We start from the raw sequence: 15,608 nt of genomic DNA on the forward strand, positions 1-15,608 counted from the left end.
CTGTTGCCACTGGCAACACTCCGGGAGGGATGAGGTTACTGTTGCCACTGGCAACACCCCGGGAGGGATGAGGTCACTGTTGCCACTGGCAACACTCCGGGAGGCTCGGGGTACTGGCAATATGAGAAGGTTTGAATAGTAGGCAGCCTTTAGCGACAAGTATTGGAATGCTGGCACAACCAAATTTAAGAAGTATCTACAGGATTAAACTGTGAACACCATGCCTGCACTGGAACAGCGTCATAGCTCTGCACTGAATCAGTACGCAAAGGGCCTTTTAAAACCCTTTAAGGGTAAGGGGGAGATTCTGCGGTTTAGAGATGAACTCGAAGATGAATGCCGTCGGATGTGGCAGGAGGCAGCTGACTTTGCCAATCAATATAACCGTATCGTTGTGCAAGCTGATCTCTGGCTCAAACCACACAATAATAGCGGCGGCCGAGTCAGAGCCGTGCAGTGGCGAGATAAAGCACAAAAGCAGATGGGAAGAAGGCTGCTTGAAGATGCTTTGAAATCTGACGCAGTGCCCACTGGTTTAAAAAAGCAGCTGGTAGAAATCGAAACCGAGCGAGCAATCTTCAATGCAAAAATTGCAGCAGCTACCCGCCAAGTGGATCGGCTAAGCCGGCTGCTCAATGATCTGGAAGAAATCGAAACACTGTCACCTTAATATTTTCCGCTGACTTCGATTGCCATGTGCGGCCACTGTAGACGGGTATTCATTCCGGTCAGGAGCTACAGATGAGCACGCGTTTTTTTGGCGAAGGCAATATTGGGTCAGACCCGGAAGTGAAAATGTTCCCTTCCAACGGTAATCAACCACCGCGCGGTGTAATGCGGTTGAATGTTCGTTTCGACAATCCAGTGCCTAGCGACAATGGCAATGTCGATAAAGGTGGTTTCTGGGCAAACGTTGAGATATGGCATCGCGACGTTGAGCAATGGGCTCAGCTGTACCAGAAAGGGATGCGGGTGTTAGTGCCTGGAAGAATGGTGTTTTCCGAGTGGCAGGATAGTGAGCGCAACAACCGCTCAGAGTACAAGGTTCAGGCAGATCGTATCGGGATCCTCCCTTTCAGGATCTCGCAGGTCATTCAAGAGTCGGCACAGAACAGTCAGCAGAACCAACAGAGCCAACAGCGTGGTGCTCCCCCGAAGTCAGCGGGACCGGATGGTGAATGGAGCAACCCAGTAGGCTCGAATACTTACCAATAATGACTTATCCCGACGAGTATTTTCGTCGGGAATTTTTTAGGAGAGGGATAGAGTGATGGGATGGAAAACAGTCATTGCCGGAGTTGGGTCGCTGATCGCGCTTTCGGGATGTGCAGGACAACAGTATTACCATGGTGACACGTGCGTCACTTGTTTTGATAACCCGGTTACAGGTGAGCCGCTGAATTACGATCCCGAGGAAACACCACAGAAGGTGGCCACCAATGCTCAGGGCGAGTCGGTCGATTCGAGAAATATAGGAAGCCAGAGCGGGTCGATAGATATCAGCTCAAATGTCGACGTTGATACAGCCTATGCTCGGATCAAGTCCTCAATGGGTTTCCGAGCCCCGAACGATTTCGAGGAAGGAAATACCATGTCGGATTGGCAGAAAGGCGATTCAGCTTGGAAACATCAAGTGACTCCTGGCGCCCATTACGACCTTGGTGACTATGGTCGGCAAACTGTAGGAGGGAAGCAGTATCATCTAGTACAGCGGGTTCAAATCGAAAAGAGTGGCGCGGGATCCCGCATCCACTATAGCTGGGCGCCGGCTGATCAACGCATTGCCTACGACGGTAAGGCAATGGAATCTGCACTGACACAGCGTCTTGAATCGGCTCTAAGGTGATCAGGCGTACAATAATTTCGAAGGCAATGCCGAATTTCCACCCGGCACAACCTATTAACATTTTCAGCTGACTCTCCCTCTCTCCCCCGTCACGCTGGGCCTAAATCATCTGGAAGGCCCAGTGTCATGTCTCGATTATTCATTTGTGAAAAACCCTCCCAAGCAAAAGACATCGGGAAAGTGCTTGGTGCTACACGTAAAGGTGAAGGGTGCATGCATGGTGATGGCGTTGTCGTCACTTGGGCCTTTGGTCATCTGCTCCAGCAAGCTCCACCCGATGCCTATGATCCAGAACTTAAGCGTTGGTCTTTGGAAACGTTACCGATCCGCCCGACTCAGTGGAAAAACACAGTACGCAAGGATGCGAGTAAACAGTTCAAAGTGATCAAGGGATTGCTGAAGCAGTGCAGTGAGGTTGTGGTCTCTACCGACGCCGATCGCGAAGGGGAAACCATCGGGCGTGAAATTCTTGACGCTTGTAACTATCGGGGACCTGTGTCGCGACTTTGGCTATCGGCCCTCGATGAGGCATCAATTCGCAAGGCATTGGACAATATCCGGCCCGGGGAAACGACATACCCGCTATATCAGGCAGGGTTGGGGCGATCACGAGCGGATTGGCTTGTCGGCATGAATCTGACACGCGCCTTTTCGGTGCTTGCCAAACAGCAAGGATACGATGGCGTGTTGTCGGTAGGCCGGGTCCAGACACCGACACTGGCTCTGGTGGTCAGACGCGACCAAGAGATCGCGAACTTCGTGCCCAAATCATTCTGGGATGTGGTGGCGAATTTTCAGGCTCAGGGCGGTACGCTACAAGCGAAGTGGTTGCCGGCAAAAGACGAGTGGCTCGACGAAGAAGGCCGGTGCGTCAATCAGGAGGCGGCCCAAGCTATCGCCGGTAAGTGTCAGGGGGAATCGGCCAAGGTGGCGTCCGTCGAGACGGTTAGCAAGCGTGAAGGAGCCCCGCTGGTGATGGACCTCGGGACGTTGCAGCAGGAGTGTTCAAAGCGCTTCGGTTTCGGTGCTCAGCAGGTGCTCGACATTGCTCAGTCACTCTACGAGACCCACAAGGCCACAAGCTATCCGCGTACGGACTGCCGGTATCTGCCGACATCGATGCTGGCAGAGGTCAAGTTAGTCGTGACGGCGCTCCTGCATTCAGATGAGAAGATTTCCTCAGTCATCGATCGTCTGGATCAGAATCTCAAAAGCCGCGTCTGGAACGATAGCAAGATCACGGCTCACCACGGGATCATTCCCACTACGGTTCCCTGCCGCATCGATCGTATGAGCGAAGAAGAGTTTCGGGTCTACGATCTCATTCGTCGACACTATCTGGCGCAGTTCCTGCCCGCCCACGAATACGATCAGACCGATGCGCATCTGGATCTCGCCGGCGAGACGTTTGTGGCCTCGGGTCGCCAGGTCAGAATCGAGGGATGGAAAGTGCTATTCCCCCGAGGGAAGGGCAAAGGGCAGAACGGTGACGATGATGAACAAGAAGCCTCTAGCGTGCAGGCGCTCCCGCCTTTGCATCAGGGGGAAAAATGCACGGTTCTGGAACTCGCGGTGAAGGATCGCCAGACCCAGCCACCGAAGTCGTTTGCCGAAGGCACATTGATTTCGGCAATGAAAAACGCTGCACGGTTTGTTACCGACGAGCGGTTGCGGGCGCGGCTGCGAGAGAGCGCCGGCATCGGTACCGAGGCGACTCGCGCCGGCATCATCGAGACACTGCTCGCGCGAGGTTTCATCTGCAAGAAAGGGCGCACTATCGTTTCGACCCCGGTGGGGCAGGGATTGATTGAGGCACTCCCCCCACAGATCAGCAACCCAGGCATGACTGCACTGTGGGAACAGGCGCTGGATCAAGTGGCCGAAGGCTCAATGACGCTTGATGACTTCATGGAGCGCCAAGGTGTACTGCTGGACAAGCTGGTCGGAATCGCGCTTCAGCGCCCTCATTTGAACCTCCCTGAATCACCCAGCGAAACCTGTCCAAAGTGCCAATCCAAGATGCGCAAGCGCAATGGGTCAAACGGCCAGTTCTGGTCATGCACACGCTATCCCGATTGCGATGGCACCAAGCAGATCGGGAAGAGCACCAGCCGCAAGAGTAGCGGCAAAACTGGCAAATCAAATTCTGCGAAGGCAAGGCAACAAGGCTAAGGGGTCGGTCATTCAGGGATAGTCGTAAGACGGCTATGGGGGTAGTGCTGCATCAGTAATTAAGGCTATAGATCACATTTATCTGGTATTAAATTTCATGATCCTCTGAAATTAGTATTAATGGATGATTGCGGTTCTGTACGATCCTTGCCAGACAAGCTGCCTTACTTGATAATTGCAAGCACACCCCGTTTCCAACTGACGGTTATCAGTTGGTCCCTTTGGACTCTCCTAGAGTCCGATCCCTAAGCGCAAACACCTGGCGAGAATGCGTACCCACCGCAAAGTTATCTTTGCACTGCATTGGCATGCTTGGGTTCCAGGTATCCTGTTTTTCAGGTCGACCGGTCGTCGACCACCCTCCAAACCCATCACGACCGGCCAGCCAGTCACCCCATGGGATGACTGGCTGGCCGGTTGGACTTACCTTTTCCGTGGCGGCGCCTACCGCCTGAATCCCAGGCTCCCTTTGTGCGGGGATCCGCGCACAATCATATTGGTCCATTGCCATGATTTACGGGACCGAGTGCAACGACTGAATCGAACGCATGACTACGAGGGGCATGACGATCGATGGTCTGCATAGTGGCAACCTTATCGCGCTATCCGTTACCGGTATTGATAGCTGGCTGGACTCGCAATATTGGTCCTCAATCCCAAGGCGAGGCAGCGGGGTAACTCGCAGCCCCGGCTTGAGATTGGTGATCACTGTTTCAGGGTTGACGAAGCAGTGCAGTAGAGTAATTCTAAAGGTGTGAGACGTCTGCTGTTGACGACACAACAGCGCCCTTTGCCTTCGGGCAACTCCCAAAGCCGTAACGCATCCCGAAAGACGGTGCTCATTGTGAGCTGGATGCAGTTTTCAAATTTCGGTCTCGAGCCGAACCACCCATCCGGGGGAACACTTTCCTCGGTTGGGGAGGGTGTATCTCCTGGAGTCATTTGACTATCAAGGAGCAACACCATGTCCAACTCGACTGATAACCAGTTCTTCGATCTTCATGTCACTGGCGTTGGCTACGTCAACCGTATCCGCAAGGTCACGCCCAAGCGTGGCGAAGCCTTCTGGGCTTGCGACATATCTGCGTTGAATGGACCTGCCAATGATGTTGAATATCGCCGTTTCGATTGCCGCGTCAGTGGCGCCGATGCGGAGAGGCTGGTCAAGAAGTTCGCTGCGACAGTGTCAGATCGTAAGAATAGAGGCGTCGCTGAGCCGAAAATCCTGATTGGGTTCAAGCTCGGCGATCTTTATCCCGATCTGTACACGAAAACGAGAGGTGAAAAAGCTGGTGAAACAGCTGTAAGCCTCAAGGCGCGTCTACTGTTCATTAATTGGGCCAAGGTGGATGGCGACAAGGTTTATGAAACGCCTCGGCGTGATGAAACCCCGTCAACCGCTGATGATGCCCAGGCTGATGATTCAGGGTCACAGGCGCAAGCCTCCGTTCCTAAATCAGCGTACGTCGGCGGATCAGCCTCAGCTGCTGAAGCCGCTACAGCTTAACCTCACCATGCTGCCGAGAAATTTTTTCTCGGTAGTGGTGTTTTGAACCTATTTGACCCGCAGGGGAGACGACCCTGTGGGGCGTCTCCATGCGGATAAACCGGAGACGTCATGTCAGATAAAATTGGGCTACGTATAGTACGTTCGTTTGCAGATTCGTCGGAGCGCCTTGGAAATAGCGTTGGCGCAGGCTGCATCATTGCGGCTTTGCTAGGTACTGCGCTCGAAAATGCTGCTTTGGGAGATGCCTATAGGGGGGCTATTGCCTTCTTGGGAATGTCTTTTGCAGCTAATGCCTTCAAAACTATACTGGATACACTAATTGCGAATGCCGATGAGGCAAAGGAGCAATGATGGAACCGATTACGCTCTTGCTTGGAGGGTTGTTCTCGTTCTGTACAGCGGGGCTCGTCGCATCAGGGATTTATGCTTACAACGTTCACCGTCGTCAGGTGAAACGTAAGCAGAATCAGTCGTAACAGAGCACCCATGATTGCCTCTCGAATGAGAGGCAATCTTTTTAATACCCCACCGGGAGAAACCTCCCGGCAGGGGGGCGTTTCTCCCGATCCTTCGACAAGGAGAAACGCCATGGGATGGAGCCTTCCCTACCATACTCACACACGCGATCAACTTGTGAGCTGGTTGCTTGAAAATCAGAGCGAACCAGGCCGCTGTGAGATCATTGATCATTCGTGCCGAGGCAATGTGCTGTACACCGTGTTCCACAACATATCGAAGCAGTATCGCTTCATTGTTGTGTTCCTGCTTGAAGGCCCGACGTCGAGTCAGCGCAAGGCAGGTGAGCAGTCGTGGGCTTACAAGGATATCGCCGAGTCGCAGGGTCCAAGAGTCTACGGGTGCCCTGAGCGTTTGTTGCGACAGTCTGATACCCAGTACACCAATGCTGTTGAGTGGCGCGAAGAATGCCGAAGAAGGCGTCGTGAAAGTTCGCAACGTCGTAAGCAGGCACTGACTTGCCAGTATGGAGATCGACTTGAAGTCGTTACTCGGATCGGCTGGAACGGTGAATTCGATGAGACGAAAACCGTTGTATTTCAGCGAGCATATACGGCGACTTTTTTTATTGGCAGGGATACTGATGGAAAGGATTGGCGCTGTCGTTGGGACAGAGTAGTTATCCGAGATATCTCTACTGATACAGCTATAGCTTAATACACAACAGTTCATTCCACCCATCGGGGCCACTCCCGATGGGAATGGCTCCGATAAATTTTTTGGAGTCCACCATGGAACACTATTCAACTGCCCATCGATTGAACGATCACGAGATCGATGTCGTACTGGCTGCACTTCGGCTGCTACAGCAAATGCCTCACGATCAAATACCAGCAGGCATACTGGATATCGCCGGCGAAAGCCTCGGGCATATCGATATATCGGAGCTTTGCGAGCGTCTAAATATGGGCTGCGTGGATGATCAGGAGAACGATCACCTCATGCTGCTGCGGCGCATACGTGCAGAAATGTCACGGCCTGACTGGAATTCCGATCTGCTGGATCGAGTTGAGACAGCGCTGGAGCAAGGCGGCTGGCCAATCTTTGTTACTGATCATGAGGGTTGGTATTTGGACGAGCATGATGGCAGGTATACCGTTACCTCTGAAGATGGCGGCCCTTACGCGAGCAATGATGAAGCCATCGCTGCTATTGGTAAGCGGTTTGCGGCTGGTAGCCATTGGCATGGGGAAGTGTTGGATGCCATCGGCATGACTGCCTGTGGCTATGTTCTTGCAATGCCTGACGCCCCTGTGCCTCTGGCAGGTTCTTATAGCTAGTTGATTATTCACTTCAAAAGACGCTCCTTCGGGAGCGTTTTTTCGTTTTGCCAAATGCGGGCAGGGTGCATTTAACATTTCCCGTCGCAGCACGCCCCAGCCTTCGGCACGGTGAGCCCGATCAAGATCATTCAGGTTCCCGCGCGAGGCCACTCTCGATGTCCCCATTCCAGTGCCAGAAAAATTATATTGTTCCCTTAGCATTCCTCGTTGCCCTTACTGCCGGGTGTGCCCAGCAGCAACAGAAGGGGGCAAGCGAAAGTGAACGGCTTGCTGCCGAGTATCCGGATTCCGGAAAAATGACGGTAGGCCATGCCAATCAGCCAACTACCAAAATTATTGCAACCGGGATGGATCAGCCCACCCATGACGTTGGTCCGGACATTTACCGAACTCATGACGAGGAAAGCGTCGAGGTCGTGAGAGGCGGGCGTTACTCACTGGTTGCGGCAGATGCCACGAAACAGCAGCGCAACCTTCTTGAGCAAACGATCAATGTATCGATCCCTGCTTCCATGAACCCATCCGTTGAAGATGGACTTCGCTATACGCTTCAACACACCGGTTACAGCCTATGCGCTCCGCAAGGGAGGCCACAGGAACTCCTTTACAGTCGCTCCCTGCCGGCAGCTCATTTTCAACTAGGCCCCATGCCTCTGCGCGAGGCGCTTCAGGTACTTGCCGGCAGCGCTTTCGAACTGCAAGCCGATCCCATAGCTCGCACCATTTGCTATCAGGTGCGCGATCAGCGTGTGGTTAAGGGGGCAGACCATGGCTGATGAAAAGGATCAGGACCAAAGCTCTGAATATCATGATCCAGTCGTCTCTCATCATGACGAAGGCGCTGAGGAAGCATCGAGTGCCAAACCTTACACGATCAAGAAAATAACTTGGAGCAAGCCTCGACTTATCCTGGTTGGTGTCGTAACGGCTGTGGTTTTGCTCGTCCTTTTTATTGCCATCAGAGCGTTGAGCGGACCAGACGGCCCCACACTGGAATCTCGTGTTCAAGACCAGCATCAGGTAATAAATCAACTTTTAAAGCAGGTCAATGAGTTAAAGAGCGATCTGGATGAGCGCAACAGTCAGGCTCAAGGCACGAGCAACCGATTGGGTGAGTTGACGTCTCGTATAGACGATCTGGAACAAAACCACATCACCCCCGAGCTTGAAAAATTGCCTGCTCAAGTTGGCTCCTTATCCGATCGTCTGGATGAACTGTCGAGCTCTGTTGATGTGCGCTTCAACGCTGCGCAAGAGAAACAACAGTCGATCGAATCCTCGATTGAGGGCCTGCGCCAGCAGCAAGCCAGCCAGAAGAAGTCCGCGGCCCAAGTGAGCCAACCAAAGACCCAGCCCCAAAAGCAGCATGAGCCAGAACCTCCGACACCTCCGTTTTCGGTGTCGGGTATCGAAATGCGTGGGGGACGAAGTTATCTCGCGATCGATTCTGGTACCGGGCGATTGAGTGGTCTGCGTCTGGTCAGCGAGGGACAAAACATTGGTCAGTGGCATCTGACGTCGATAGATGGTCGCTCTGCAAAATTTACCGTCAACGATCAGGCCGTGACCGTTCCGGTTCCGTAAGGAGAGAGTCATGACAATGAATCGTACCCCGGGGCTGGGAATCATGGTGACACTGCTTTTGGCAGCGCCGGCATGGGGACAGGAAAGCCAGACAACGAGAGTCGATCAAACACAAGTCGAGCAAAGCAGTCAGCGGGCTGCTGAGGCATGGGGGCTGAATCGGCAGGAATACGATCGCTATGAGTCGATCATGGAAGGACCGCGCGGTAAATGGTCCCCCAATCTCGACCCTTTAACAGCCCTTGGCCTGGAAGCGCGCTCTGATGCCGAACGCCAGAAATACGCCGAGAAACTGGTAGAGACTGAACGTGCTCGAGTTGAAGGTGAGCTCGCATTTCAGCGGGCCTATGATGCCGCGTGGAAGCGCCTTTATCCCAACGACATGCCGGTTGAATCGTTCAGTACCAAAGGCGGGGAGGATGCGACGCAATCCGTTTTTGGCAGTAACCCAGCAGCTTCAGACCAGCGTCTGACAGTGGTCGTGGCTACTGAGGGGTGTGACCAGTGTGTGGCCAGAGTGAAACAGCTGATGAATAACGGTGCGTCGATGGACATCTTTGTTATGGATGCCGAAGGCAACGACGATCTTATTCGCCGCTGGGCGACAAAGGTTGGCATCCCACCATCGAAGGTTCGTGATCGCGTTATCACGCTCAATCATGGCGGTTCGCGGGATCTGCCGCGCACTGACCTTCCGCGCGTTGTGAGGAATTGATCAATGCAGCGAGCGATGGTGGCAATAGCTGCGGTGGGAACAGCTCTTACGGCTGCCATGGCCCATGGTGGTCAGCCCGATATCCCGTCAGCCTACGTATCCATTGCGAAGGATCATGGAGTACCTCCCAAGGTGCTTTATGCGGTGGCAAGTCAGGAATCGAAGCAGGCCATTAATAACGGGCACAGGCCATGGCCGTGGACACTGAATGTAGCCGGGAAGTCGATGTACTTTGGCGATCGGGAATCAGCATGCTTGGCGCTGACCGACGCGCTCAATAAGACACAAATCGTCGATGTTGGAATAACTCAGCTTAATGTGCGTTGGCAGCCACAACTTTTCGGCGCTGGCCGGCGTTTCAGTGATCCCTGCTCCGCTCTTGATCCTTACGCCAACCTCGAAGAAGCCGCTGTTCTGATACGTGGCCATTATGACGCCGCCGGTGACTGGCTCATCGCCGTTGGTCGTTATCATCGTCCAGCCGGCGGCAAGCCCGCGGAGCGATACCGCGCCTCAGTGAGTCGTGAGTTGGCAAAGCTCGGTGCTACGCCGTCGATGGGCACAGCGTCCCCAACGATGATGGCCGCACGTGACACATCTACTCAGGCATCGAGCTCAAAAACAATCCCAACGAAGTTGCCTACCGAAAGCGCACCTGCCGAAGACCAGCTGACTTGGGTTACGCCTGCCCCTCGACCCCATGAGTCCGACATCGCCTGGGTGACGCCAGAACAGCGTCGCTGGATGGCCGAAGTCGCAAGTCGCTGATACAGGAGAATACCCATGACCTCAAATTACTGCTTCAGCATGACTGTGGGGTGTCTCATGGCAGTCATGACATCGACTGCTCAAGCTCAGGCTCCTGCCGAGAGACCTCCAGGGCTGCCGCAGCTAACTGTTGTTGAAGATCACGGTGGCGAGTCCGCGCGCCCTTATTTCGTGGCAATCAAGGGTGCCGGAGTTGATGAGAACGAAGGCTACTCCTCTCAGCCGGGAAGAATGTCACGTTCGTCTCAACCTTATGGCGAGCACGACATGCTGCCGCTTGAGAGCGAGAGCCTCACGCCCGGTACTGTGACCTCGCGGCAGTTGGATCTGCCAGGGGGGTTCACGCCGATATTCCTGATTGGAGATGACGATCTTTCCCGGCAGTGGCTGGCTCAGCGTGGCGATATTCTGCGTGACATGAATGCGGTTGGTCTGGTCGTTCAAGTCGAGGATGAGGCTTCCTTGGAAGCGCTTCGTACCACCGCGCATGGGCTTGAATTGCGGCCTGTATCTGGCGACGGCCTCGCTAAACGGCTGGGACTCAAACATTACCCCGCTCTGATCAGCCCTCGCGGTGTGGAGCAATGAAAAAACCAAAAGAGGAGCGATCAATGCCGACCGCCCACTGTTTTGTCTGGGATCGTTGGAAAGAGGTCGAGTCGAGTGATTTGCGCGCGGGGGATCTGATACACCGCGCCGGTGAGCTTTTTGAAGTCATCGCACCGGCTTACATGAAGGATGGCAAGCCACACCTGCCAGCCAATCGCGTTGAACAGGGACCGATAAAGCTGATGGTAGGTGAGTTTGCCGAAGGGCTTGATCATGTCTGTATAGCGATGGATCTGACCGGCGCCGAACTCAGGGAATACGACGATGGTGATGCTCAGCTGGTCGATCTCGAGGCTGGCCCGGGCCACATTTTTTCCCCTCGGCTACCCAGAGCTGAGCTTGAAGATTTTTGCAGGACCAATATCGAGCGTTATCAGGTCTTTTTTGACCAGCATGAGGCTCGACTGGACCGAGGCCAACAGATCCAGCTGGAGCCATGGTGGGAGGGGCAGGAGTCATGAGCAGTAATCATCCCCTTGAGTCTCTTCTTCGCCCCGCCGTCGAGCTTTATACCGTCTGGGTCTGTGCCGGCTGCGTGGTGCTTTGCATCTGGGCGCCCTGGTCGCTGGCTCTCGCGCCAAGTGTCGGATATACCACGGCGGCTGGTTTTGCAGCCTTTGGCATATGGCGTTTTCGCCAGGCATGGGTGGTGCTTCGGTATCGTCGCAATATGAGGCGATTGCCACGCTTTGCTCTGCCGGCGCGCAAGGTTCCTGTCAGTAATCGCAGTCTGTGGCTGGGTAAGGGCTTCAAGTGGGACGCTCAGCACACGCAGCGATTACATGAATCGGGTCAGCCCGGGGCCAAAATTTATGTGCAGCCGAACGTCTGGTACCAGCGAGCACGACGTCTTGAACAGTCACTTGAGAGAGGAGGTCTGGGGCAACACATTGCGTCTCTATTGCGCACGGATTCGTTCCTTAACCCGGTACGGCCGCTGCCACCAGTGGGAGGGCGTCCAGCCCTGCACGCTGTTGAGTGGAAAGAGCACGACGTCTGGATGCCCCTTGGAGAGCGCGTGGGTCACACGCTCGTCGAAGGTACAACGCGTGTTGGTAAGACACGCTTGGCCGAAATCCTTATCACACAGGACATTCGCCGCGGCGATATCACCATCTGTTTTGATCCCAAGGGTGATGCAGACCTGATGATGCGCATGTACGCGGAAGCGCAGAAGGCCGGGCGTGGTGATGAATTTTACATTTTTCATCTGGGCTGGCCGGATGTGTCTTGCCGATACAACGCCGTAGGCCGTTTCTCGCGGCTCTCCGAGGTTTCGACTCGAGTTACGGGACAACTTTCAGGAGAGGGTAACAGCGCTGCATTCCGTCAATTCGCATGGCGCTTCGTCAACATTGTGGCACGTGCCCGTCATGCTCTTGGTGAGCGGCCCAGCTATAACCAGATTTTGAACGATGTGGTGAACATTGATGCGCTTCTGATGCAGTACGTCCAGCAGATGCTGGAACAGCAGTTGCCAGGATCGAATCAGCAGATCACCGATATCGAGGGGAAAATCACCGACAAGAACACGCCTCGTAATCTTCAAGGACGTCATAAGCGGGTGGTGGCAATCGTTCAGTATCTGCAACAGCCCGAAGTCATCGAATCGCTGAGCGATCCCGTGCTGGATGGCCTGCTATCTGCGGTGCGTTACGACAAAACCTATTTCGACAAGATCGTGGCAAGCCTTTTGCCGCTGCTCGAGAAGCTGACCAGTGGCAAGATCGCAGAGTTGCTTTCACCAGACTATGACGACATCGAGGATGATCGCCCGATCATCGACTGGCAGCAGATCTTCCGTAAGAAAGGCATCGTTTACGTGGGACTGGATGCGCTTTCTGATTTTGAGGTTGCGCAGGCCGTGGGTAATTCCATGTTCGCGGACATCGTGTCGGTGGCCGGTCATATCTACAAATTTGGTTCCGAAGATGGCCTGCCCGGGCAGGGCGGCAGCCAGAAGCTGCCTATCAATCTCCACTGCGATGAGTTCAACGAACTCATGGGTGATGAGTTCATCCCGCTGATCAACAAGGGCGGTGGTGCCGGCATTCAGGTAACGGCGTATACCCAGACGCTTTCAGATATCGAGGCTCGCATCGGCTCGACGGCGAAGGCAGGTCAGGTCGTGGGCAACTTCAACAACCTGATCATGCTGCGAGTCAGGGAAGAGCGTACGGCTCGTTTGTTGACCGATCAGCTGGCCAAGGTCAACGTTTCGACACGTCTTATGGTGTCCATGGCCAGTGACAGCGCAGATGTCCAAAACGATCAGGATTTCAGTTCGTCGGCGGGTGATCGTATCGGAACCGAGTCGGTAGAAATGTTGACGCCGAACGATGTGATCAATCTTCCCAAGGGGCAGGCATTTGCGCTTCTTGAAGGTGGCCAGCTCTGGAAGCTTCGTATGCCGCTACCCCTATCAGATAAAACCGAGGACGTACCGAAGGATGTGGCAGACATCGCGCAACGAATGCGTTCTCAATACAGCACTGGGGAGCAGTGGTGGCAAGGGGTGATGCCGGCGCCGATCCATATGGACTTCAGCAATCCCCCAAATGCACATGAGCAGGCCATCCCCGCGGATAATAACCATGCTGGCGATTCAGGCGTGGAGGTGAACCATGGCCAGGGATGAAGCGCCGGCACAACGTGCCGAGAAAAAACGCGGCGGCCTTGTTGGCACTCTGTTCAAACTGCCATTTACTCTGATGTGGATTGTTATTATCTCGATCTTTTGCAGTGTTCTGATCGAGTGGGTGGGGATCTATTTCGACTGGTTCAGTCAGACAGGTTCAGATCATGCCCATCAGACCATGCTGTCCGAGATGGGATATCTCGACAGTCAGTTCACACAATCGCTATTGGTGTCCTCTCCGGTCGAGTTCGCGACGATGATCGTTGATACTTGTTATGAATGGCTTTTCGCGAAATCAGGCATTGCGGGCTGGGTCGAGCAGGGAGCGGGTGCCGTGGGCTGGGCCGGCACGCTTAAGACCTATCTTCAGGCAGCCATGTTCGTAACGCTGATGACGCTTACACGCTGTGTCATCCTGGTATTGACGTCTCCGCTTTTCATTCTGGCCGCAATCGTTGGATTTACGGATGGTCTGGTGAGTCGAGACCTTAGACGCTTCGGTGCAGGGCGAGAATCGGCGTTTATCTATCACCATGCGAAGCGCATGGTTACGCCGATCTTTCTCACCGGCTGGTTGATCTATTTGTCACTACCCTTTTCGATCCATCCGAACCTGTTCCTGTTGCCTTGCGCGTTGTTGTTCGGACTGATGATCGCGATCGCGACGGCTAGCTTCAAAAAGTACCTATAAATCACACGGGCAATGCCCGGGTTGATGCGATATCACTCTATCAGCTCGGGTTCACCGCAGGACTTGTAAATCTGATCCACCGCAAGATCCATTTCGACGCCACGGGGAAGTCGAGAGACAACCTCATCCAGAATTAGCTGTGCCTTTTCGGCCTGCGCTCCAGGAACAAATACAGCCGGATAAACCAAGGCAGCAATTGCATGACTGAGGCTCTGCGGCCCGGTTCCTCCATATCCCCACTCGAAGCCGCCCTCATATTGAAACCGATCATAGCGGGGGATGAGCAGTTCGGCACTGCCATTCTCGTCGTGGCGATAAAGCGCAACCGGAGCACCCTCCACGATACGCAGCAGGATGGTGCCCTTCACCCCATGTTCGGGCCTGTCGAGCGCTTCATGTGTGACGTCTCTTACGTTTCTGAAATCGTAATCTTCCAGTTTCTTTCTGGTTTCCATCTGGTTCACCTGCTTTGTTGCTTTCAAGTGTTTGTGTCCGGGCCAGTTTCTCATGGCGGGTATTCATCGCAAAGAATACCCGGCTGTTTCGCTTAACGTTTACGGCTGATACGAGCTGGCGTTGCCATGACCATGGGGCCATGTCGTTACCACTCACGACGGGACTCAATCATGAAGGTGCGCAAGTACATTTCCTCTTTATTTCTGCTTTCGAGCGCCTCGCTGATCAGTGCTCTGTCGCCCAGCGCACAGGCAGACAACATCGATGAAATACAGCGTCGCGATCTTGCGCTGATACAGACGCAGATCGAGCAGATTCGGGTCGTGGTAGATCGCATCGATGCTCGCCAGCAGCAGGCTGATCCCGCGACCACGCGGGTTTTCTTCGACATTCCTCGTCTCCGTGGCGATCTCCAGTCCATCACCCAAGGTATCGATACCTATCTCGAACCAGATCGTCTGTTGCCCCGTCAGCCGAGGCCACTGGATGGCGACTATCTCGATGATCGGGGGCAGTAGTGGAAGCGTTCAAAGCTGGTTCTGGCATGGAAGGTTCGGAGCTTTCTTTGCTCGTTGCCGGGGCAGGATGTGTGGCCATCCTTCTTTGTGCGGCTTGGGTGCTGACGTCGGCATATCGGGGTTGGGCAAAGGGACGCGTGGGCGGAGACACCCTTTCTATCGTCGCCATAAAAGTAGTGCTGCTGATAGTGCTTTTTTTCTGGGTATTTCTGTCATGACAGAAACCGCCCGAAGGTTCCCATCAGGGAAAACGGAAGTTTCAGGAACTTCCAGATGTAACGAGCAACATTCAATCCAAGAGG

General features: G+C 54.2%; 19 protein-coding genes. 18 read left to right on the forward strand and 1 reads right to left on the reverse strand.

Annotation, left to right across the window (positions count from 1 at the left end):
- Positions 1-220 precede the first annotated feature (220 nt).
- The 16 genes from C8D72_RS16700 (at position 221) to C8D72_RS16770 (ending at position 14,332) form a co-directional block, all read left to right on the forward strand.
- Positions 221-670 carry a DUF3158 family protein gene (locus C8D72_RS16700; protein ID WP_245955322.1) on the forward strand — a complete coding sequence of 150 codons (450 nt, stop codon included), beginning with the start codon at positions 221-223 and terminating at the stop codon, positions 668-670.
- Positions 671-741: 71 nt separating this feature from the next.
- Complete coding sequence (locus tag C8D72_RS16705; RefSeq protein WP_115855600.1) at positions 742-1,215, forward strand: single-stranded DNA-binding protein; 474 nt, start codon at positions 742-744, stop codon at positions 1,213-1,215.
- A 55-nt stretch (positions 1,216-1,270) separates the two neighbouring features.
- The gene (locus C8D72_RS16710) at positions 1,271-1,846 is read left to right on the forward strand and encodes a hypothetical protein (protein WP_115855601.1); all 576 of its coding nucleotides are present in this window, start codon (positions 1,271-1,273) and stop codon (positions 1,844-1,846) included.
- A 126-nt stretch (positions 1,847-1,972) separates the two neighbouring features.
- Positions 1,973-4,018 carry a DNA topoisomerase III gene (locus tag C8D72_RS16715; RefSeq protein ID WP_115855602.1) on the forward strand — a complete coding sequence of 682 codons (2,046 nt, stop codon included), beginning with the start codon at positions 1,973-1,975 and terminating at the stop codon, positions 4,016-4,018.
- Between the two features lie 964 nt (positions 4,019-4,982).
- Positions 4,983-5,525, forward strand: a complete 543-nt coding sequence (locus C8D72_RS16720) for an STY4534 family ICE replication protein (protein ID WP_115855603.1) — start codon at positions 4,983-4,985, stop codon at positions 5,523-5,525.
- Between the two features lie 111 nt (positions 5,526-5,636).
- Positions 5,637-5,879: a hypothetical protein gene (locus tag C8D72_RS16725; RefSeq protein WP_115855604.1), complete on the forward strand. Its 243-nt coding sequence runs from the start codon at positions 5,637-5,639 to the stop codon at positions 5,877-5,879.
- 237 nt (positions 5,880-6,116) lie between these two features.
- Entirely contained in the window at positions 6,117-6,701 is a 585-nt protein-coding gene (locus C8D72_RS17405; RefSeq protein WP_147301559.1) for a hypothetical protein, read from the forward strand.
- 74 nt (positions 6,702-6,775) lie between these two features.
- Positions 6,776-7,324 carry a hypothetical protein gene (locus tag C8D72_RS16730; protein ID WP_147301560.1) on the forward strand — a complete coding sequence of 183 codons (549 nt, stop codon included), beginning with the start codon at positions 6,776-6,778 and terminating at the stop codon, positions 7,322-7,324.
- Positions 7,325-7,482: 158 nt separating this feature from the next.
- Positions 7,483-8,103, forward strand: a complete 621-nt coding sequence (pilL2, locus tag C8D72_RS16735; RefSeq protein ID WP_115855606.1) for a PFGI-1 class ICE element type IV pilus protein PilL2 — start codon at positions 7,483-7,485, stop codon at positions 8,101-8,103.
- A complete protein-coding gene (locus C8D72_RS16740) occupies positions 8,096-8,911 on the forward strand; it encodes a hypothetical protein (RefSeq protein ID WP_115855607.1) in 816 nt (271 codons plus the stop codon). Before pilL2 ends, C8D72_RS16740 begins: the two co-directional genes overlap by 8 nt.
- Positions 8,912-8,921: 10 nt before the next feature.
- A complete protein-coding gene (locus C8D72_RS16745) occupies positions 8,922-9,626 on the forward strand; it encodes a TIGR03759 family integrating conjugative element protein (protein WP_115855608.1) in 705 nt (234 codons plus the stop codon).
- A 3-nt stretch (positions 9,627-9,629) separates the two neighbouring features.
- Positions 9,630-10,394 (forward strand): lysozyme family protein, encoded by a 765-nt coding sequence (locus C8D72_RS16750; protein WP_115855609.1) that lies wholly within the window; start codon positions 9,630-9,632, stop codon positions 10,392-10,394.
- A 15-nt stretch (positions 10,395-10,409) separates the two neighbouring features.
- A complete protein-coding gene (locus C8D72_RS16755) occupies positions 10,410-10,982 on the forward strand; it encodes an integrating conjugative element protein (RefSeq protein WP_211308882.1) in 573 nt (190 codons plus the stop codon).
- 23 nt (positions 10,983-11,005) lie between these two features.
- Positions 11,006-11,464 (forward strand): hypothetical protein, encoded by a 459-nt coding sequence (locus C8D72_RS16760; protein ID WP_115855610.1) that lies wholly within the window; start codon positions 11,006-11,008, stop codon positions 11,462-11,464.
- Entirely contained in the window at positions 11,461-13,641 is a 2,181-nt protein-coding gene (gene traD / locus C8D72_RS16765) for a type IV conjugative transfer system coupling protein TraD (RefSeq protein WP_115855611.1), read from the forward strand. The genes C8D72_RS16760 and traD overlap by 4 nt, the downstream gene beginning before the upstream one ends.
- The gene (locus C8D72_RS16770; RefSeq protein WP_115855612.1) at positions 13,628-14,332 is read left to right on the forward strand and encodes a TIGR03747 family integrating conjugative element membrane protein; all 705 of its coding nucleotides are present in this window, start codon (positions 13,628-13,630) and stop codon (positions 14,330-14,332) included. The genes traD and C8D72_RS16770 overlap by 14 nt, the downstream gene beginning before the upstream one ends.
- A 32-nt stretch (positions 14,333-14,364) precedes the next feature.
- Here C8D72_RS16770 and C8D72_RS16775 read toward each other — a convergent pair whose 3' ends face one another.
- Complete coding sequence (locus C8D72_RS16775; protein ID WP_211308883.1) at positions 14,365-14,814, reverse strand: DUF6166 domain-containing protein; 450 nt, start codon at positions 14,812-14,814, stop codon at positions 14,365-14,367.
- A gap of 144 nt (positions 14,815-14,958) precedes the next feature.
- Between C8D72_RS16775 and C8D72_RS16780 the strand changes: the two genes are divergently transcribed.
- Entirely contained in the window at positions 14,959-15,306 is a 348-nt protein-coding gene (locus C8D72_RS16780) for an integrative conjugative element protein, RAQPRD family (protein ID WP_170140638.1), read from the forward strand.
- A complete protein-coding gene (locus tag C8D72_RS17870; protein ID WP_115855614.1) occupies positions 15,306-15,524 on the forward strand; it encodes a TIGR03758 family integrating conjugative element protein in 219 nt (72 codons plus the stop codon). The genes C8D72_RS16780 and C8D72_RS17870 overlap by 1 nt, the downstream gene beginning before the upstream one ends.
- Positions 15,525-15,608: the final 84 nt, after the last annotated feature.

The sequence above is a fragment of the Kushneria indalinina DSM 14324 genome (assembly GCF_003385845.1).
Classification (GTDB): Bacteria; Pseudomonadota; Gammaproteobacteria; order Pseudomonadales; family Halomonadaceae; genus Kushneria; species Kushneria indalinina.